General features: G+C 62.9%; 10 protein-coding genes. 1 reads left to right on the top strand and 9 read right to left on the bottom strand.

What is annotated here, in order from left to right; translation table 11 throughout:
• Positions 1 to 144: 144 nt before the first annotated feature.
• Positions 145 to 2,505 carry a PAS domain-containing sensor histidine kinase gene (locus tag AC1Q80_RS05390; RefSeq protein ID WP_173419382.1) on the top strand — a complete coding sequence of 787 codons (2,361 nt, stop codon included), beginning with the start codon at positions 145 to 147 and terminating at the stop codon, positions 2,503 to 2,505.
• On the opposite strand, the gene AC1Q80_RS05385 is transcribed toward AC1Q80_RS05390, so the two are convergent.
• The 9 genes from AC1Q80_RS05385 to AC1Q80_RS05345 form a co-directional block, all read right to left on the bottom strand.
• Positions 2,484 to 5,441 carry a bifunctional [glutamine synthetase] adenylyltransferase/[glutamine synthetase]-adenylyl-L-tyrosine phosphorylase gene (locus tag AC1Q80_RS05385; protein ID WP_492359814.1) on the bottom strand — a complete coding sequence of 986 codons (2,958 nt, stop codon included), beginning with the start codon at positions 5,439 to 5,441 and terminating at the stop codon, positions 2,484 to 2,486. The genes AC1Q80_RS05390 and AC1Q80_RS05385 overlap by 22 nt on opposite strands.
• 34 nt (positions 5,442 to 5,475) lie before the next feature.
• Positions 5,476 to 6,882, bottom strand: a complete 1,407-nt coding sequence (locus tag AC1Q80_RS05380; RefSeq protein WP_492359813.1) for a sensor histidine kinase — start codon at positions 6,880 to 6,882, stop codon at positions 5,476 to 5,478.
• On the bottom strand, positions 6,879 to 7,580 hold the full coding sequence (locus AC1Q80_RS05375) for a response regulator transcription factor (protein WP_173419379.1): 702 nt from the start codon (positions 7,578 to 7,580) through the stop codon (positions 6,879 to 6,881). Before AC1Q80_RS05375 ends, AC1Q80_RS05380 begins: the two co-directional genes overlap by 4 nt.
• Positions 7,581 to 7,714: 134 nt before the next feature.
• The gene (locus tag AC1Q80_RS05370; protein ID WP_173419378.1) at positions 7,715 to 9,274 is read right to left on the bottom strand and encodes a Do family serine endopeptidase; all 1,560 of its coding nucleotides are present in this window, start codon (positions 9,272 to 9,274) and stop codon (positions 7,715 to 7,717) included.
• A gap of 218 nt (positions 9,275 to 9,492) precedes the next feature.
• Entirely contained in the window at positions 9,493 to 9,948 is a 456-nt protein-coding gene (locus AC1Q80_RS05365; RefSeq protein WP_492359812.1) for a cytochrome c-type biogenesis protein, read from the bottom strand.
• Entirely contained in the window at positions 9,945 to 11,933 is a 1,989-nt protein-coding gene (locus tag AC1Q80_RS05360) for a heme lyase CcmF/NrfE family subunit (RefSeq protein WP_492359811.1), read from the bottom strand. The genes AC1Q80_RS05365 and AC1Q80_RS05360 overlap by 4 nt, the downstream gene beginning before the upstream one ends.
• Positions 11,930 to 12,382: a cytochrome c maturation protein CcmE gene (ccmE, locus tag AC1Q80_RS05355; RefSeq protein WP_173419375.1), complete on the bottom strand. Its 453-nt coding sequence runs from the start codon at positions 12,380 to 12,382 to the stop codon at positions 11,930 to 11,932. Before ccmE ends, AC1Q80_RS05360 begins: the two co-directional genes overlap by 4 nt.
• Entirely contained in the window at positions 12,379 to 13,527 is a 1,149-nt protein-coding gene (gene ccmI, locus AC1Q80_RS05350; protein WP_492359810.1) for a c-type cytochrome biogenesis protein CcmI, read from the bottom strand. Before ccmI ends, ccmE begins: the two co-directional genes overlap by 4 nt.
• 91 nt (positions 13,528 to 13,618) lie before the next feature.
• Complete coding sequence (locus AC1Q80_RS05345; protein WP_173419373.1) at positions 13,619 to 14,062, bottom strand: RT0821/Lpp0805 family surface protein; 444 nt, start codon at positions 14,060 to 14,062, stop codon at positions 13,619 to 13,621.
• Positions 14,063 to 14,095: the final 33 nt, after the last annotated feature.

Raw genomic sequence — 14,095 nt, 5'->3', positions numbered from 1 at the left:
CTTGGGCGACCCGGCCTATTATTTTCCAACGATAAGAAATGGTTAAGAAATCTTTACCCTTTCCTCTGGACAAGGCGAATCGCCCTGTGATTCATTGAGTCAGATTCGGGCGAGCGGCGCGCCGAATCATCAGAGGGTTTCACATTGGGTAAGATGGCGGACGCGCGACCAGCGAGCGCAGCCGACGGGCGGTTGCGACTCAGGTTTCCGGGCTTTGCCGGCCTGGAAAGCGAGTTCATCTCGCAGGCGAAGATTTTCGCCGAGCCGACGTCGCAGCGTCTGGCGAGCGCGGAGCCCATTCTCAAGCGTTCCATCCCGATCCTCATCATCGCATTCCTGATCATCGTCGCGGTTTCGCGCATGTCCGGCATCATGGACGAACACAGCAGGATGGAGGACAGCTCGCGCCAGACCGTCGGGCTCGCAGCCGCCACCGCTGTCGCAGCGTTTCAGGCCGACGGCATGACGCTGTTCGACGAGGGCCGCCGTTGGGACGCTGAGCAGCGCCTGACCCAGTACTTGCCCACCACCATGCTCGATCCGGGCACGTTCCTTTTGACTGTGCGCAAGGATGGCCGGATCTTCGCCAGCACGCCGGATGGCGTGCCGCTGATCGGCCGGACACTTGCCTCGGTGGCACCAGATATCGCCACGCTGCAGTATTACGGCGAACATTCCAGCATCATGAAGACGGCCATCGACGGCATCGACCATATCGTCGCCTTGGCGCAGTTGCCGGAAGCGGCCGGCGTCATCCTGGCAGCAACGCCGGTGACCCAGCTGGAAACGGCGTGGCGCGACGAGGTGTCGCTCAATGTGACGCTGTTTGCCGGCATTTCGGCGATCCTGCTGGTGGTCCTTTATGCATACTACATCCAGGCCAAACGGGCCCGCGACGCCGACTCGGTGTTTGTCGAATCAAACCTGCGGGTAGAGACCGCGCTGTCGCGCGGCCGCTGCGGCCTCTGGGATTTCGACCTTGCCAACCGACGGCTGTTCTGGTCGCGGTCGATGTACGAAATGCTGGGCATGCCCGGCGAAAGCAGCGTGCTGTCCTTCGGCGACGCCGCCCGGCTGATGCATCCCGACGATCGCGGGATCTATGGCGTTGCCCGCACGATCGCCCGCGGCGATGCACGCCAGATCGACCAGGTGTTCCGCATGCGCCATGCGGACGGCCACTATGTCTGGCTGCGCGCCCGCGCCGAGATCATCCGCACCGTTTCCGGCCGCGCCCATCTCATCGGCATCGCCATGGACGTCACCGAACAGCATCGCCTGGCCCAGCGTTACGCGGAAGCTGACCAGCGCCTTGCGGATGCGATCGAATGCACGTCCGAAGCCTTCGTGCTCTGGGACAAGCAGGATCGGCTGGTCATGTGCAACACGCACTACCAGGAAGCCTACAAGCTTCCAGACCACGTGCTGGTGCCGGGCACGGAACGCATCGCCGTTCACGCAGCGGCAGCCCGTCCGGTGGTGGAGCGCCGCATCGCCGATCCGGACCGGAGCAACCACTCGCAAACGACGGAAGTGCAGCTCGCCGACGAGCGCTGGCTGCAGATCAACGAACGGCGCACGCGAGACGGCGGCCTCGTTTCTGTAGGCACCGACATCACGCTTCTGAAGCGGCACCAGGTGCGGCTGCGCGAATCCGAGCGCCGGCTGATGGCGACCATCGGCGATCTCTCGGCCTCGCGCATGACGCTGGAAAGGCAGAAGACGGAGCTTTCGATCGCCAACGCCAACTACCAGGCGGAGAAGGAACGCGCCGAGGCAGCAAACCGCGCCAAGTCGGAATTCCTGGCCAACATGTCCCATGAGCTGAGGACCCCGCTCAACGCCATCCTCGGCTTTTCGGAGATCCTGCAGACCCAGATGTTCGGGCCGCTCGGCTCAGAGAAGTACGATGAGTACTCGCGCGACATCCACGAGAGCGGCAAACACCTCCTGAACGTGATCAACGACATCCTGGACATGTCGAAGATCGAGGCGGGACATATGCGCATCAGTCGCGAGACGATCGATCTGGCACCGCTGATCGAGGAGACGATCCGCTTCACCACGATCCCGGCGCAGCAGAAGAACATCCATGTGGTGCAGCATATCGCTTCGGGCCTGACCGTGGTCGCTGATCGTCGGGCGATGAAGCAGGTGCTGCTCAACCTCCTGTCGAACGCCGTCAAGTTCACCAATGAAGGCGGGCGAATCTCGTTACGCGCCCGCAAAGTCACCGGTGCGGTGACGCTGACGATCGCAGACTCCGGCATCGGCATCCCGCGCGACGCCCTGCAGAAGATCGGCCAGCCCTTCGAGCAGGTGCAAAGCCAGTATGCCAAGAGCAAGGGCGGCTCCGGCCTCGGGCTTGCCATCTCCCGCTCGTTGACGCGCCTTCACGGCGGAACGATGAAGATCCATTCCGCCGAGAACGTCGGCACCATCATTTCTCTGCGCATGCCCGATCGCGAAAGCGACCCGCAGCCCTATCCCGAAACCACAGACTGAAAAATTCGCCTGACGGCCTTCGACAGCCGCTTGATATCGGCCTCCAGCGTCTTCAGGTCGGGATAGTCTCCGGCACGGCAGACGAGGTCGACGAGACCGGCCGGCGCCTCCTTCGGGTCGAACTCTCCCTCGATGCACAGCCGCACGATCTGCGACAGCTCGGTGAAGAGGCCCAGCGCTTCCATCGTGGTATCGACATCGTTCGGATTCATCATCGCACCACCAAGCACCCTCAAGGCATCGGCCGTATGGGCGCCGGCTTCAAGCGGTGGCACGCCCTTGGTGGGTGCAATCAGCGCCAGGTATTGCGCGATGAACTCGATATCGACAAGACCGCCGGGGATCAGCTTGAAATCCCAGATGTCGTTTGGCGGCTTCTCGCTGTCGATCATCTCGCGCATCGAGATCACGTCGGCGCTGACTTTGGCAACATCGCGCTTCTGGCCGAGCACTTCGGCGAAGATGGCGTCGGCTTGCGCCTTCAGGCTGTCGTCACCGCAGATACAGCGCGCCCGCGTCAACGCCAGATGCTCCCAGGTCCAGGCTTCTTCGCGCTGATACTTGGCAAAGGCATTGATGCGGGTGGCGACCGGCCCCTTGTTGCCGGATGGCCGGAGCCGCATGTCGACCTCATAGAGCACACCTTCGGCGGTCGGCGCCGAGAGGGCTGCGATCAGGCGCTGGGTCAGCCGGGTGAAATAGCGCATCGGATCGAGCGGCTTGCCGCCGTCCGATTCCGTGGCAGCGTCGTCATAGTCGTAGAGCAGGATCAGATCGACGTCAGAGCCCGCCGTCAGCTCGTGGCTGCCGAGCTTGCCCATGCCGACGACGACAATGCGCCCACCCGGAAAATCTCCATGGACCGAACGCACCTCTGCCAGCACCGCGTCCACCGCCGCAGCGATGATCAGGTCGGCAAGATCGGTAAAGGCCCGGCCCGCCTGCGCACCAGAGATGGAGCCCGTCAACAGGCGAATGCCGATCAGGAAACGCTGTTCAGCAGCGATGATGCGCAGCCGGTCGAGCACTTCTTCATAGTGACGGGCGCCGGCAACGAAGTTGGCGATGCGCGGCGCCAGATAGCCCCTGGTCGGCAACTCCGCCAGGAGGCCGGGATCGAGCATTCCGTCGAACACATGTGGCCGCGCCGCGATGATCTCGGCCAGCCGCGGCGCAGACGACATGATGTTGACGATCAGCGACAGGAGCCGCGGATTGTTGCCGAGCAGTGAAAACAGCTGGATGCCGGCCGGCAGACCGGAAATGAAGTGATCGAAACGCAAGAGTGCTTCGTCGGCGCGCCGGCTCTCGCCGAAAACGCGCAGGAGCTGTGGCGTCAGTTCCGTCAGACGCTCGCGCGCTTCCACCGACTGCGTCGCGCGGTAGCGGCCGTAATGCCAGGTGCGGATCGTGTGCGAGATGTCGGACGGCCGCTGGAAACCGAGTTTCCTCAGGGTCTCGAGCGTATCGGGGTCGTCGCGCTGGCCGGTGAAGACCAGATTGCCGGTCTCGCTCGAAAGCTTCGCCTCCTGCTCGAAGAGCTGGGCGTAGCGTCGCTCGACGGTACGCAGGACCTTTGACAGGTCCTTTGAAAAGCTGGCCGTGTCCTCGAAACCGAGCATGAAGGCGATGCGCTTCAGCTCCGCCTCTGTCTCCGGTAACACATGGGTCTGTTCGTCGCGCACGATCTGGATCCGGTGTTCGACATCGCGCAGGAACCAGTAGGCCTCGACCAGTTCGTCTGCCGTCGTCTCGTCGATCCAGCCGGCCTTGACCAGCGCGCGCAGCATCGGCTCGGTTGCCTTCAGCCGCAGATCGGGCATGCGCCCGCCGGCGATCAGTTGCTGCGTCTGCACGAAAAACTCGATCTCGCGGATACCACCGCGGCCAAGCTTGATATTGTGTCCCTTGACCGCAATCTCGCCGTGGCCCTTGTGCGCGTGGATCTGCCGCTTGATTGAATGGATGTCGGCGATTGCCGCATAGTCGAGGTACTTGCGGAAAACGAACGGCGTCAGTTCTTTCAAGAATGCATCGCCAGCAGCGATGTCACCGGCAACGGGACGCGCCTTGATGAAGGCGGCGCGCTCCCAGTTCTGCCCCCTGCCCTCGTAATAGAGCATGGCCGCCTCGACGGGGATCGCGAGTGGAGTCGAGCCGGGATCCGGACGCAGCCGCAAGTCCGTGCGAAAGACGTAGCCGTCGCCGGTGCGCTCCTGGAGGATGCGGATGAGGCGTCGCAGCAGCCGGCCGAAGGTCTCTGACGCGTCGTCGCGATCGACGACGATGCCGGACTGCGGATCGTAGAACACCACGAGATCGATGTCGGAGGAATAATTGAGCTCAAAGGCGCCGAGCTTGCCCATGCCGAGAACGACGACGCCGGAACCTTCGCTGGGGGCAGTCACATCCTTGAGTGCAAGCTTTCCCGCCTGGTGGCCGCTCAGCAGCAGATGGTCGATCGTGGCAGAAACCGCAGCACCGGCAAAGTCGCTCAGCCAGCGCGTCGTCTCGCGACCGTCGAAGTGTCGGGAGAGATCAGCCAGCGCCACGGCAAAAGCAAGCTCGCGCTTGGCCTTTCGAAGTCGCGTCATGACCTCGGTGTCGGGGAGCGCCACGCCCGGCTCTGCCGGCGCCCAGGCGTCTCGCGCTCGCCGAACCCTTTCGGCAAGAAATTGCGGCAGCGGTTCGGTCAAGATCTGTTCGAGTATGCCGGGCTGACTGCCACCGGTGTCGCGCAGGAACGGCGACAGGGCAAAGGCAGAGACGACGAAAGCCTTGAACGGCGTTTCGGATGCCAGCAGGCGGCTGATCCAATCATGGCCCTTGGCCATGTCCTTCAGCACCGACAGCGCGGATTTGGCGTCGGCCTGGCTCGCCGGTTTGATCGGCGCCGTCTCCATGCCCCACCAGTGCCCTGCCATCGTATCCTGCATGCCGTTTTCCCCCTGTTCTCCGCAAACCGGTCTATCAGGTCGCGGGCGCCGGGAAAACCATGTGTACCGTCAGACCCTTGCCGTTATCGGCGCCGTCGGGATCGGTTGCGGCAAGATTCAATGCGCCATGGTGCATCTCCATCACGGCTTCCACAAGCGACAGTCCGAGGCCGGTGCCCGGCTTGGAGCGGCTCTCGTCCAGCCGGACAAAACGCTTGACGACTTCCTCGCGCTTTTCCTCGGGAACACCCGGGCCGTGGTCGGCAACCGAAAGAATGACCTTGCCGTCGCGCCTGCCGAGCGAGACCTTGATCAGCGGATCGGCGCCAGCTTCAGCGTACTTGATCGCGTTGTCCAGGAGGTTGCCGAGCGCCTGGCCGACAAGCTCGCGGTTGCCGGAAATGACCGTGCCCAGCGCGACATCCGCTTCGAGCCTCAGGCCGACATCTTCCGCGACCGGCTCATAGAGCTCGACGCAATCCGACACGATCTGCGAAAGGTCGACTTCGCTCATCTCGGCAGCGGCAGAGCCCGCTTCGACACGCGAGATCATCAGGAGCGCATTGAAGGTGCGGATCAACTGATCAGACTCGCCAATGATTTCTTCAAGCGCACCACGCTGACTTGTGCCCTTGCGCGCCAGTGCCGCCTCCGCCCTGTTGCGCAGCCGCGTCAGCGGCGTCTTCAAGTCGTGGGCAATGTTGTCCGAAACCTGGCGCAGGCCTTCGTTCAGCTTCTCTATGCGTCCGAGCATCGCGTTCAACGATTCGGAAAGCCGGTCGAATTCGTCGCCTGAGCCGCTCGTCGGCAGACGCTGCGACAGGTCGCCTGCCATGATCTTGGTGCTCGCCTCCGACATGCGGTCGATGCGCTTCAGCGCATTGCGGCCGATGGCAAACCAGATAATGAGCGCACCAAGGCCCATGATGCCGAGCGCCACCATCAACGCCTGGCGCACGAGGGCACGGAACTTCTGCGGTTCCTGGAGGTCACGGCCGACGAGGATGCGCAGGCCGTTGTCGAGCATCAGCACATGGGCAAGCGCCACGTGGCTGTCCTTGCGGGTCTCGTCGGTATAGCGCTGATAGGCGAACGGCTTCTCCGTCCAGCCTTCGCGATCGAGAAGGCCTGGCTCAAGGCTCGCCACGTTGCCGGCAAGGATTTCGCCGCTCGGCCCGGCGATCACATAGAGATTGGCACCCGGTTGGCGCGCGCGTCGCTCAAGCGAACGCAAGAGACCATTGATCCCGCCTCGGGTATAGACCTGTTCGATCTGGGTTACTTCTGCAGTCACAGCGTCGCGTGTCTGCTGCTGCAACAGACGCTCGGACATGCCGGTGACGTAAAAGACGAGAAACGCGGCGCAGAGCGAAAAAAGAATCAGATAGAGCGCGGACAAACGGACGGCGGTCGTCCGGAACAGGACGCCGAGCTTGCTCATGCGCTGGCGGTCCGATCATCCTTGATCATGTATCCGGCGCCGCGCACGGTTCGAAGCAGCGGCAGATCGAAATCCTTCTCGATCTTCGAGCGCAGCCGCGAAACGTGCACGTCGATGACATTGGTCTGCGGATCGAAGTGATAGTCCCAGACGTTTTCGAGCAGCATGGTTCTGGTCACGACCTGGCCGGCGTTCTTCATCAGATATTCGAGCAGCCGGAACTCGCGCGGCTGCAGCGGGATTTCCTTGCCCTGACGGCGAACCGAGTGCGAAAGGCGGTCGAGCTCGAGATCGCCGACCCGGTAGACCATGTCCTGCTCGGGCGCGCCCTTGCGGCGTCCAAGCACTTCGACGCGGGCAAGAAGCTCGCTGAAGGCGTAAGGTTTCGGCAGGTAGTCGTCGCCGCCGGCGCGCAGGCCCGTCACCCGATCGTCAACCTGACCGAGCGCCGACAGGATGAGCACCGGCGTGTGGATGTCCTTGCGACGCAACTCCGTGATCACCGACAGGCCATCGCGGCGCGGCAACATACGGTCGACCACAAGAACGTCGTAGCTGTTTTCGCTGGCCATGAAGAGACCGCTTTCGCCGTCGCTCGCATGGTCGCAGACAATGCCCGCTTCCCGGAACGCCTTTCCAAGATAGGCAGCTGCCTCGATATCGTCTTCAATGATAAGAATCTTCATACGCGTGACCATAGTCCCGGACCTCTGTCTGTCTCAACCGGTTTCGGAATCCGACGACCGGATTGGCGATCACTTCGCCTCAAACGGCGAGCGCCGCGAAATCGCTCGGATATCGCGGCGCCCCGGTCATTCATTCGCTGCCGCGATCAGCCCTGATCGATGGGAAGCGCCACGAAGCGGCTGCCGCTCTCGGCCTCGATCTGGAAGAGCGCCTTGCTGCGGCCGTCCTTCTTGGCGGTGCTGATCACCTTGAGGATATCGTCCGCCGACTTCACTTCCTGATTGTTGACGGAAACGATCTTCTCGCCCTGCTTCAGGCCACGATCGCTGGCATCCGAGTCCTCGTCTACCGAGGCGATCGTCACGCTCTGACCGTCATCCGACGGAACCACGGTCATGCCGAGGTCGGCCAAGGCCTGCTCGCTCGACGGCTGGGCTTCCTCGGACTGCGTACCGGAATCCTTGGCCGCTTCCTTGTCGTCCTTCGGCAGCGTTCCGATCTCGAGCTTGACGGTCTCGGACTTGCCGTTGCGCCACAGCGCGACATCGACCGTGGTGCCCGGGCGAATGCCGGCGACCTTGCGGGCAAGATCACGCGGATCCTTGATGGTGTCGCCGTTGAGCGCGGTGACGACGTCACCCTTCTTGATGCCGGCCTTTTCGCCAGGCGAGCCGGCCTGCGGTTCGACGACGAGGGCGCCGTTTGCTTCGGAAAGGCCGAGCGATTCGGCAATATCCTTGCTCACCGGCTGAATCTGAACGCCGAGCCAACCACGCGATACCGAACCGTCCTTCATCAGATCGGCAACAACGTCCTTGGCGACCGATGCCGGGATGGCGAAGGCGATGCCGACATTGCCGCCCGAGGGCGAGAAGATCGCGGTGTTGATGCCGACGACTTCACCCGAAAGGTTGAAGGTCGGGCCGCCGGAGTTGCCGCGGTTCACGGCAGCGTCCACCTGCAGGTAGTCGTCATAGGGGCCGGAGCCGATATCGCGGCCACGAGCCGAGATGATGCCCGATGTCACGGTGCCGCCGAGACCGAAGGGGTTGCCGACGGCAACGACCCAGTCGCCGACGCGAACCTTGTTGTCGTCTGCCCAGCTGACATAGGTGAACTTGCGCTTGTCATCGACCTTGAGTACCGCGAGGTCGGTGCGGCTGTCCTTGCCGATCAGCTTGGCGTCAAGCTCGGTGCCGTCGTTGAGGATGACCGTAAACGCCGAGCCATCGGAAACGACGTGGTTGTTGGTGACGAGGTAGCCGTCTTCAGAGATGAAGAAGCCGGAACCCTGAGACGTCGGGCGCAGGCGACCTTCGCCGTGCGGGCCACGACGGCCGGGGCCGCGTTCGGCGCGGTCATCGCCGCGCGGGCCACCGAATTCCTTGAAGAAGCGCTTCAGCGGGTGATCGTCGGGCAGTTCATCCAGACCGCGACCGCCGAAATCGAAGGTGAAACCGTTACCCTCGTCGGAAACGGGGTTGGCACGCGACTGAACGCGGACCGAGACGACGGCCGGGGAAACGGCGTCGACGACATTGGCAAAGCTCGGCACCTGGGGCGCATCGACCTTGACGGCTTCGGCGAAGGATTGGCTGATCGTCGCCGGCAGGCCGGAGGTCAGCATGACAGCCGCAAGACCCGCAACGGTCGAGGCCTTCAACACAGTCTTGAGGGAGGGACGCTGGAATTTGTTCGTAAACATCCGTTTTGCCTTTTCTCTTCCTTGAAGCCGCAGACAAGCAGCTTCGACATCGTGATTTCGAAAATCGCCGCGGGGGTGGCGATCTCGCTACTGGCTGACTGGAGGAACAGCCGATGACGAAAGATGTAACGGATGGGACCTTACTGAGTTCTGTCCGGAGAATGAATATTTGGTAATGTTGGCAAAGGTCACCGAAAGCGCCAGGTTGCCCGTCGGTTCTAGGGCTGAAGCAGCTTCTTCAGCTTTTCCTTCTCGTCGTCGGAAAGCGGCGTGCCGCGCGATTGGCGGCTACGCTTGAGCGCGGCCACCAGCAGCGTCATCGCGCCGATGAACAGAAGCAGGATCGGCATGCCCCACAGGATCATCGTCTTGATTTCAAGCCGGGGTTTGAGCAGCACGAACTCGCCGTAGCGCGAAACGACGTAATCGATCACGGCGTCGTCGCTATCGCCATTTGCCAACCGCTCGCGCACCAGAACCCTGAGGTCCTTGGCAAGCTCGGCGTTGGAATCGTCGATCGATTGGTTCTGGCAGACCATGCAGCGAAGTTCGGCCGAGATCGCCCGCGCGCGCGCTTCAAGCGCCGGATCGGACAGGACCTCATCCGGATTGACCGCGAAAGCCGGGGCGATCGACGCCAGAAACAGAAAGAACGCGAGCAACAATCGGTTCATTCGGCCGCCCCCACCGGGATCGTCTTCGGCCGCTTGGCGCGTGTCGGCGCACCGACGCGCAGGCGGCGATCGCTGAGCGAGACGAAACCACCCGCCATCATGAACAGCGTTCCCCCCCAGATGCAGAGGATCATCGGCTTCCACCAGATGCGCACGACGATGCCGCCTTCGCTGATCTGGTCTCCGAGCGAAACATAGAGCTGGCTGAGGCCAAAGGTGCGGATACCGGCTTCTGTGGTCGGCATGCGCCTCGCCTGATAGAGCCGCTTCGACGACCAGATGTCGGCGACCACGACGCCACCGCGCGTGATGGTGAAATGACCGGATTCCTCGGAGTAGTTTGGACCGCTGCCATTGCGCATGCCATCGAACCGCAAGGTGTAGCCTCCGGCGTCCACCGTCATGCCCGGCTTCATCTCGACGACAGTTTCGGTCTCGAACGCGGTGACGGCGACGATGCCGATCAGCGTGACGCCAAGACCGATGTGCGCAAGTGCCGTGCCGAAGGCCGAGCGCGGAAGGCCGGAGAAACGTCGCCAGGCGACGTTGCCCGTCACCTTGCCGAGCCCCGATCGCAAGGCCAGATCCGTCAGCGAGCCGACGATCAGGTAAACACCGAGAGCAATGCCAAACAGAGCGAGGATAGGCCCGCCGTTCATGGCATAGTAATAGATGCAGCCGACGACGAGACCGATGGCAACGGCCGCAAACAGCCGCTGGGCGACGCCCATCAGATCACCGCGCTTCCACGCCAGCAGCGGCCCGAAGGGTACTGCAAACAGAAGCGGCAGCATCAAAAGCCCGAAGGTCATGTTGAAGAAGGGCGGCCCGACCGAAATCTTGTCGCCGGTCAGCGCCTCGAGCACCAGCGGATAAAGCGTGCCGGTCAAGACGGTCGCAGTCGCCGTCGTCAGGATGAGATTGTTGAAGACAAGGGCGCCTTCCTTCGAGATTGGCGCGAAGATGCCACCGGCTTTCAGCCGGGAAGCACGGAAGGCAAACAACGAAAACGCACCGCCGATGAAGAAGACCAGGATCGCGAGAATGAAGATGCCGCGCGTCGGGTCGGTGGCAAAAGCGTGGACCGAGGTCAGCACGCCGGAGCGCACGAGGAAGGTGCCGAGCAGCGACAGCGAGAAGGTCATGATCGCGAGCAGAACGGTCCAGATCTTCAGCGCCTCGCGCTTCTCCATGACGAGAGCGGAGTGCAGCAGCGCGGTGCCGGCAAGCCACGGCATGAAGGAGGCGTTTTCGACCGGATCCCAGAACCACCAGCCCCCCCAGCCAAGCTCGTAATAGGCCCAATAGGAGCCCATCGAGATGCCAGCCGTAAGGAACGTCCAGGCAGCAAGCGTCCAGGGCCGCACCCAGCGCGCCCAGGCGGCATCGATGCGCCCCTCGATCAGGGCGGCGATGGCGAAGGAGAAGCAGACGGAAAAGCCGACATAGCCGAGGTAAAGCAGGGGCGGATGGATGGCGAGGCCGACGTCCTGCAGGATCGGGTTCAGGTCCTTGCCCTCGCCCGGCGCCGGGATCAGGCGGGCAAAGGGGTTCGACGTCAGGAGAATGAACAGCGTGAACGCCACGGCAATCCAGGCCTGGACTGCGAGCACGTTCGCCTTCAGTGTTTCCGGCAAATTGCGACCAAAGGTGGCGACCAGCGCCGAGAAGAACACCAGGATCAACAGCCAGAGCAGCATCGATCCTTCATGGTTCCCCCACACACCGGAGATCTTGTAGATCAGCGGCTTCAGCGAGTGGGAATTCTCCCAGACGTTACGGACCGAAAAATCCGACGTGACATAGGCGAAGGTCAGCACCGCAAAGGAGAAGGCAACGAGCAAAAAGCAGGCAACCGCCGCGCTCGAGGCAAGTTCCATGAGGGCGCGATCGTTGAGCCTGGCACCCAGTATCGGCAACGCAGCCTGCACGAAGGCCGTCGCGAGCGCCAGAACCAGCGCATAATGTCCAAGTTCGATGATCAACGAACGGTTTCCTTCCCGCTGAGTTCGACACCCTGCGCCTTCAAGCGGTCGGCGACGTCCTTCGGCATATAGGTCTCATCATGCTTGGCAAGCACGGAATCCGCAACGAAGACAGAGTTGCCGGCGACGAAAGTGCCTTCGGTCACCACGCCCTGCCCTTCGCGGAAGAGGTCCGGCAGGATGCCGGTATAGGTCACGGGCACCTGGCCGAGCGTATCGGTGACGGTAAACGTCACCGTCTTTCCGTCGCCACGCTTGACCGAGCCGGCCTCGACCAGGCCGCCGAGGCGAATGCGGGTTCCGGGCGGGACATCGGCCTTGGCGAGGTCGCTCGGTACGTAGAAATAGGCTATCGCCTGGCTGAAGGCGAACATCACCAGAAGGACGGCAAGCGTCAGAAAGCCGACGCCACCGCCGATGATCGCCAATCGCTTCTGTTTGCGCGTCATTGCGTTTCTCCGTCCGTCTTGATCCCGAGTTCACGGGCGAGCGCCAGCAGCTGCTTTCCCTGTTCGCCACCCGCGGGGAAGGTTTTCTGGCTTTCCTTTAGGGCGGCAGCCGCCTGGTCTCTTTGATCAAGCACAACATGGGAACGGATCAGCCGCGCCCAGCCTTCGGCGTTGGCGGGATCCTCCTTGAGGCGGCTTGCCAGGCTTTCAACCATGCCGCGGATCATCTCCTGGCGGTCGCCGGCGCTCATGTCCTGTGCGGCAGCGATATCGTCGGCACTCGGATTTCCGGGCGCTGCGGCGGTAGCATTTCCGGCGGCGCCACCCGAAAGCTCCGCGACATGCTGCCTGACCAACGGCACCCACGGCGCATCCGCCGGAGAACCGGCGATCAGCCGGTTGAAGGCGGCAAGTGCCTCGTCCTTCTTGCCTTCCTGCTTCAGGCCAAGGGCAAGATAATATTCGGAACGCGGGTCGTTCGGGTCGATGGCGAGAGATCTGCGCAGTGCCGACTGCGCTTCGGTGGTCACCAGTCCGTCCGAAAGCGCGATCAGGGCTTCAGCATAACCACCCAGCCGCGCCGGCGTCGGCCCGAGCAGGCGGACAGCGTTATCGTAGGCGGCGACCGCCTCCTCGACGCGACCGTTGCGCATGTAGATCGGCGCCAGAACCTCCCAGCCCGCCCCATCATTCGGATTTTGCGCCAGATGGTTTTCCGCGCGCGCGATCAGAATGTTGATGTCGGAACCGGGATCGGCGAGGCGTGCGGCCAAAGGCTGTGCCGGAACACCCGGGCTGCCGGTGAACAAGTAAAGACAGAGCCCGATCGCGGGAAGACAGAGAAGCACGAAGGCTTGCGCCAGGAAATTGAGACCGCGGCGCGGCGTTGCGACCGGCGCGGCGGCGCGGTCGACCTCGCCGGCCGCAAGCAGCCGGCGGGCAACCTCGGCACGCGCGAGCTCGGCATCGTCGCCATTGATCAGGCCGCTCTCCTGATCGCGCGTCAGCTCATCGAGCTGGTCGCGATAGACTTCGATATCATGACTGTGGGGAGACGATGCGGGCGCTGCCGCCCGCAACAGCGGGAGGATGAGCACGACGGCTACAGCCGCCGTCAGCGTGGCGACGAGGATCCAGAACAACATGCATGCTCAATACTATGGCACCCATGCCATTCCAACTCGAAAACCTGCGATGACAGAGATTTGAGGCGTTTCGCCGCAACCGGAAATCCGGTCAGCTGAGCGGCGTCCAGCTCCCGTCGGAATTCCGGCAGGCGGCACCACGCGCAGTTGTCGGCTGTCCCTTGACGGTTACGGTGTGGCTGTACTGGCGGCAGTTCTGCGAACCGACCTGAAAAGGAGCGGCAGCGACGACCGAGCCGTTGACGCTGCGCCCCTGCCAATTGACCGGCTGGCCGCCCGGAGCGGCTTCCAGCGCGCGGTACTCGGCTTCCAGCGCGCGCTGGCGATCCGACGTTCCGATATCGAGATTGCTGAGCCGGCCGATGATGCCCCCCTGAAGGGCGGCGATGTAGGTTGTCGAAGACACGCTGCGGGTTGCGGTCGTGCCCAGCCCAGCCGCCGCGGTCTGCCCGCCCGACGTGGTGCTGCAACCGGCAAGAGCAACCGCCGACGCGATCACCGCGATCCTGCCGCTGACAACAAACGTTCGTGTCATTTCTGCCTGGTTCCTCATGATCCGCGACATGTA

This window comes from Ensifer sp. GW823-FHT05D09, assembly GCF_058795755.1.
The sequence above is the reverse complement of the archived record's forward strand: the minus strand, read 5'-3'. Positions and strand labels throughout refer to the sequence as shown.

Coding starts and splice junctions, on each gene's coding strand:
- AC1Q80_RS05385 (WP_492359814.1), bottom strand. CDS start 5,441: ATGCAGGATACGATGGCAGGGCACTGGTGGGGCATGGAGACGGCGCCG.
- AC1Q80_RS05380 (WP_492359813.1), bottom strand. CDS start 6,882: ATGAGCAAGCTCGGCGTCCTGTTCCGGACGACCGCCGTCCGTTTGTCC.
- AC1Q80_RS05375 (WP_173419379.1), bottom strand. CDS start 7,580: ATGGTCACGCGTATGAAGATTCTTATCATTGAAGACGATATCGAGGCA.
- AC1Q80_RS05370 (WP_173419378.1), bottom strand. CDS start 9,274: ATGTTTACGAACAAATTCCAGCGTCCCTCCCTCAAGACTGTGTTGAAG.
- AC1Q80_RS05365 (WP_492359812.1), bottom strand. CDS start 9,948: ATGAACCGATTGTTGCTCGCGTTCTTTCTGTTTCTGGCGTCGATCGCC.
- ccmE (WP_173419375.1), bottom strand. CDS start 12,382: ATGACGCGCAAACAGAAGCGATTGGCGATCATCGGCGGTGGCGTCGGC.
- ccmI (WP_492359810.1), bottom strand. CDS start 13,527: ATGTTGTTCTGGATCCTCGTCGCCACGCTGACGGCGGCTGTAGCCGTC.
- AC1Q80_RS05345 (WP_173419373.1), bottom strand. CDS start 14,062: ATGACACGAACGTTTGTTGTCAGCGGCAGGATCGCGGTGATCGCGTCG.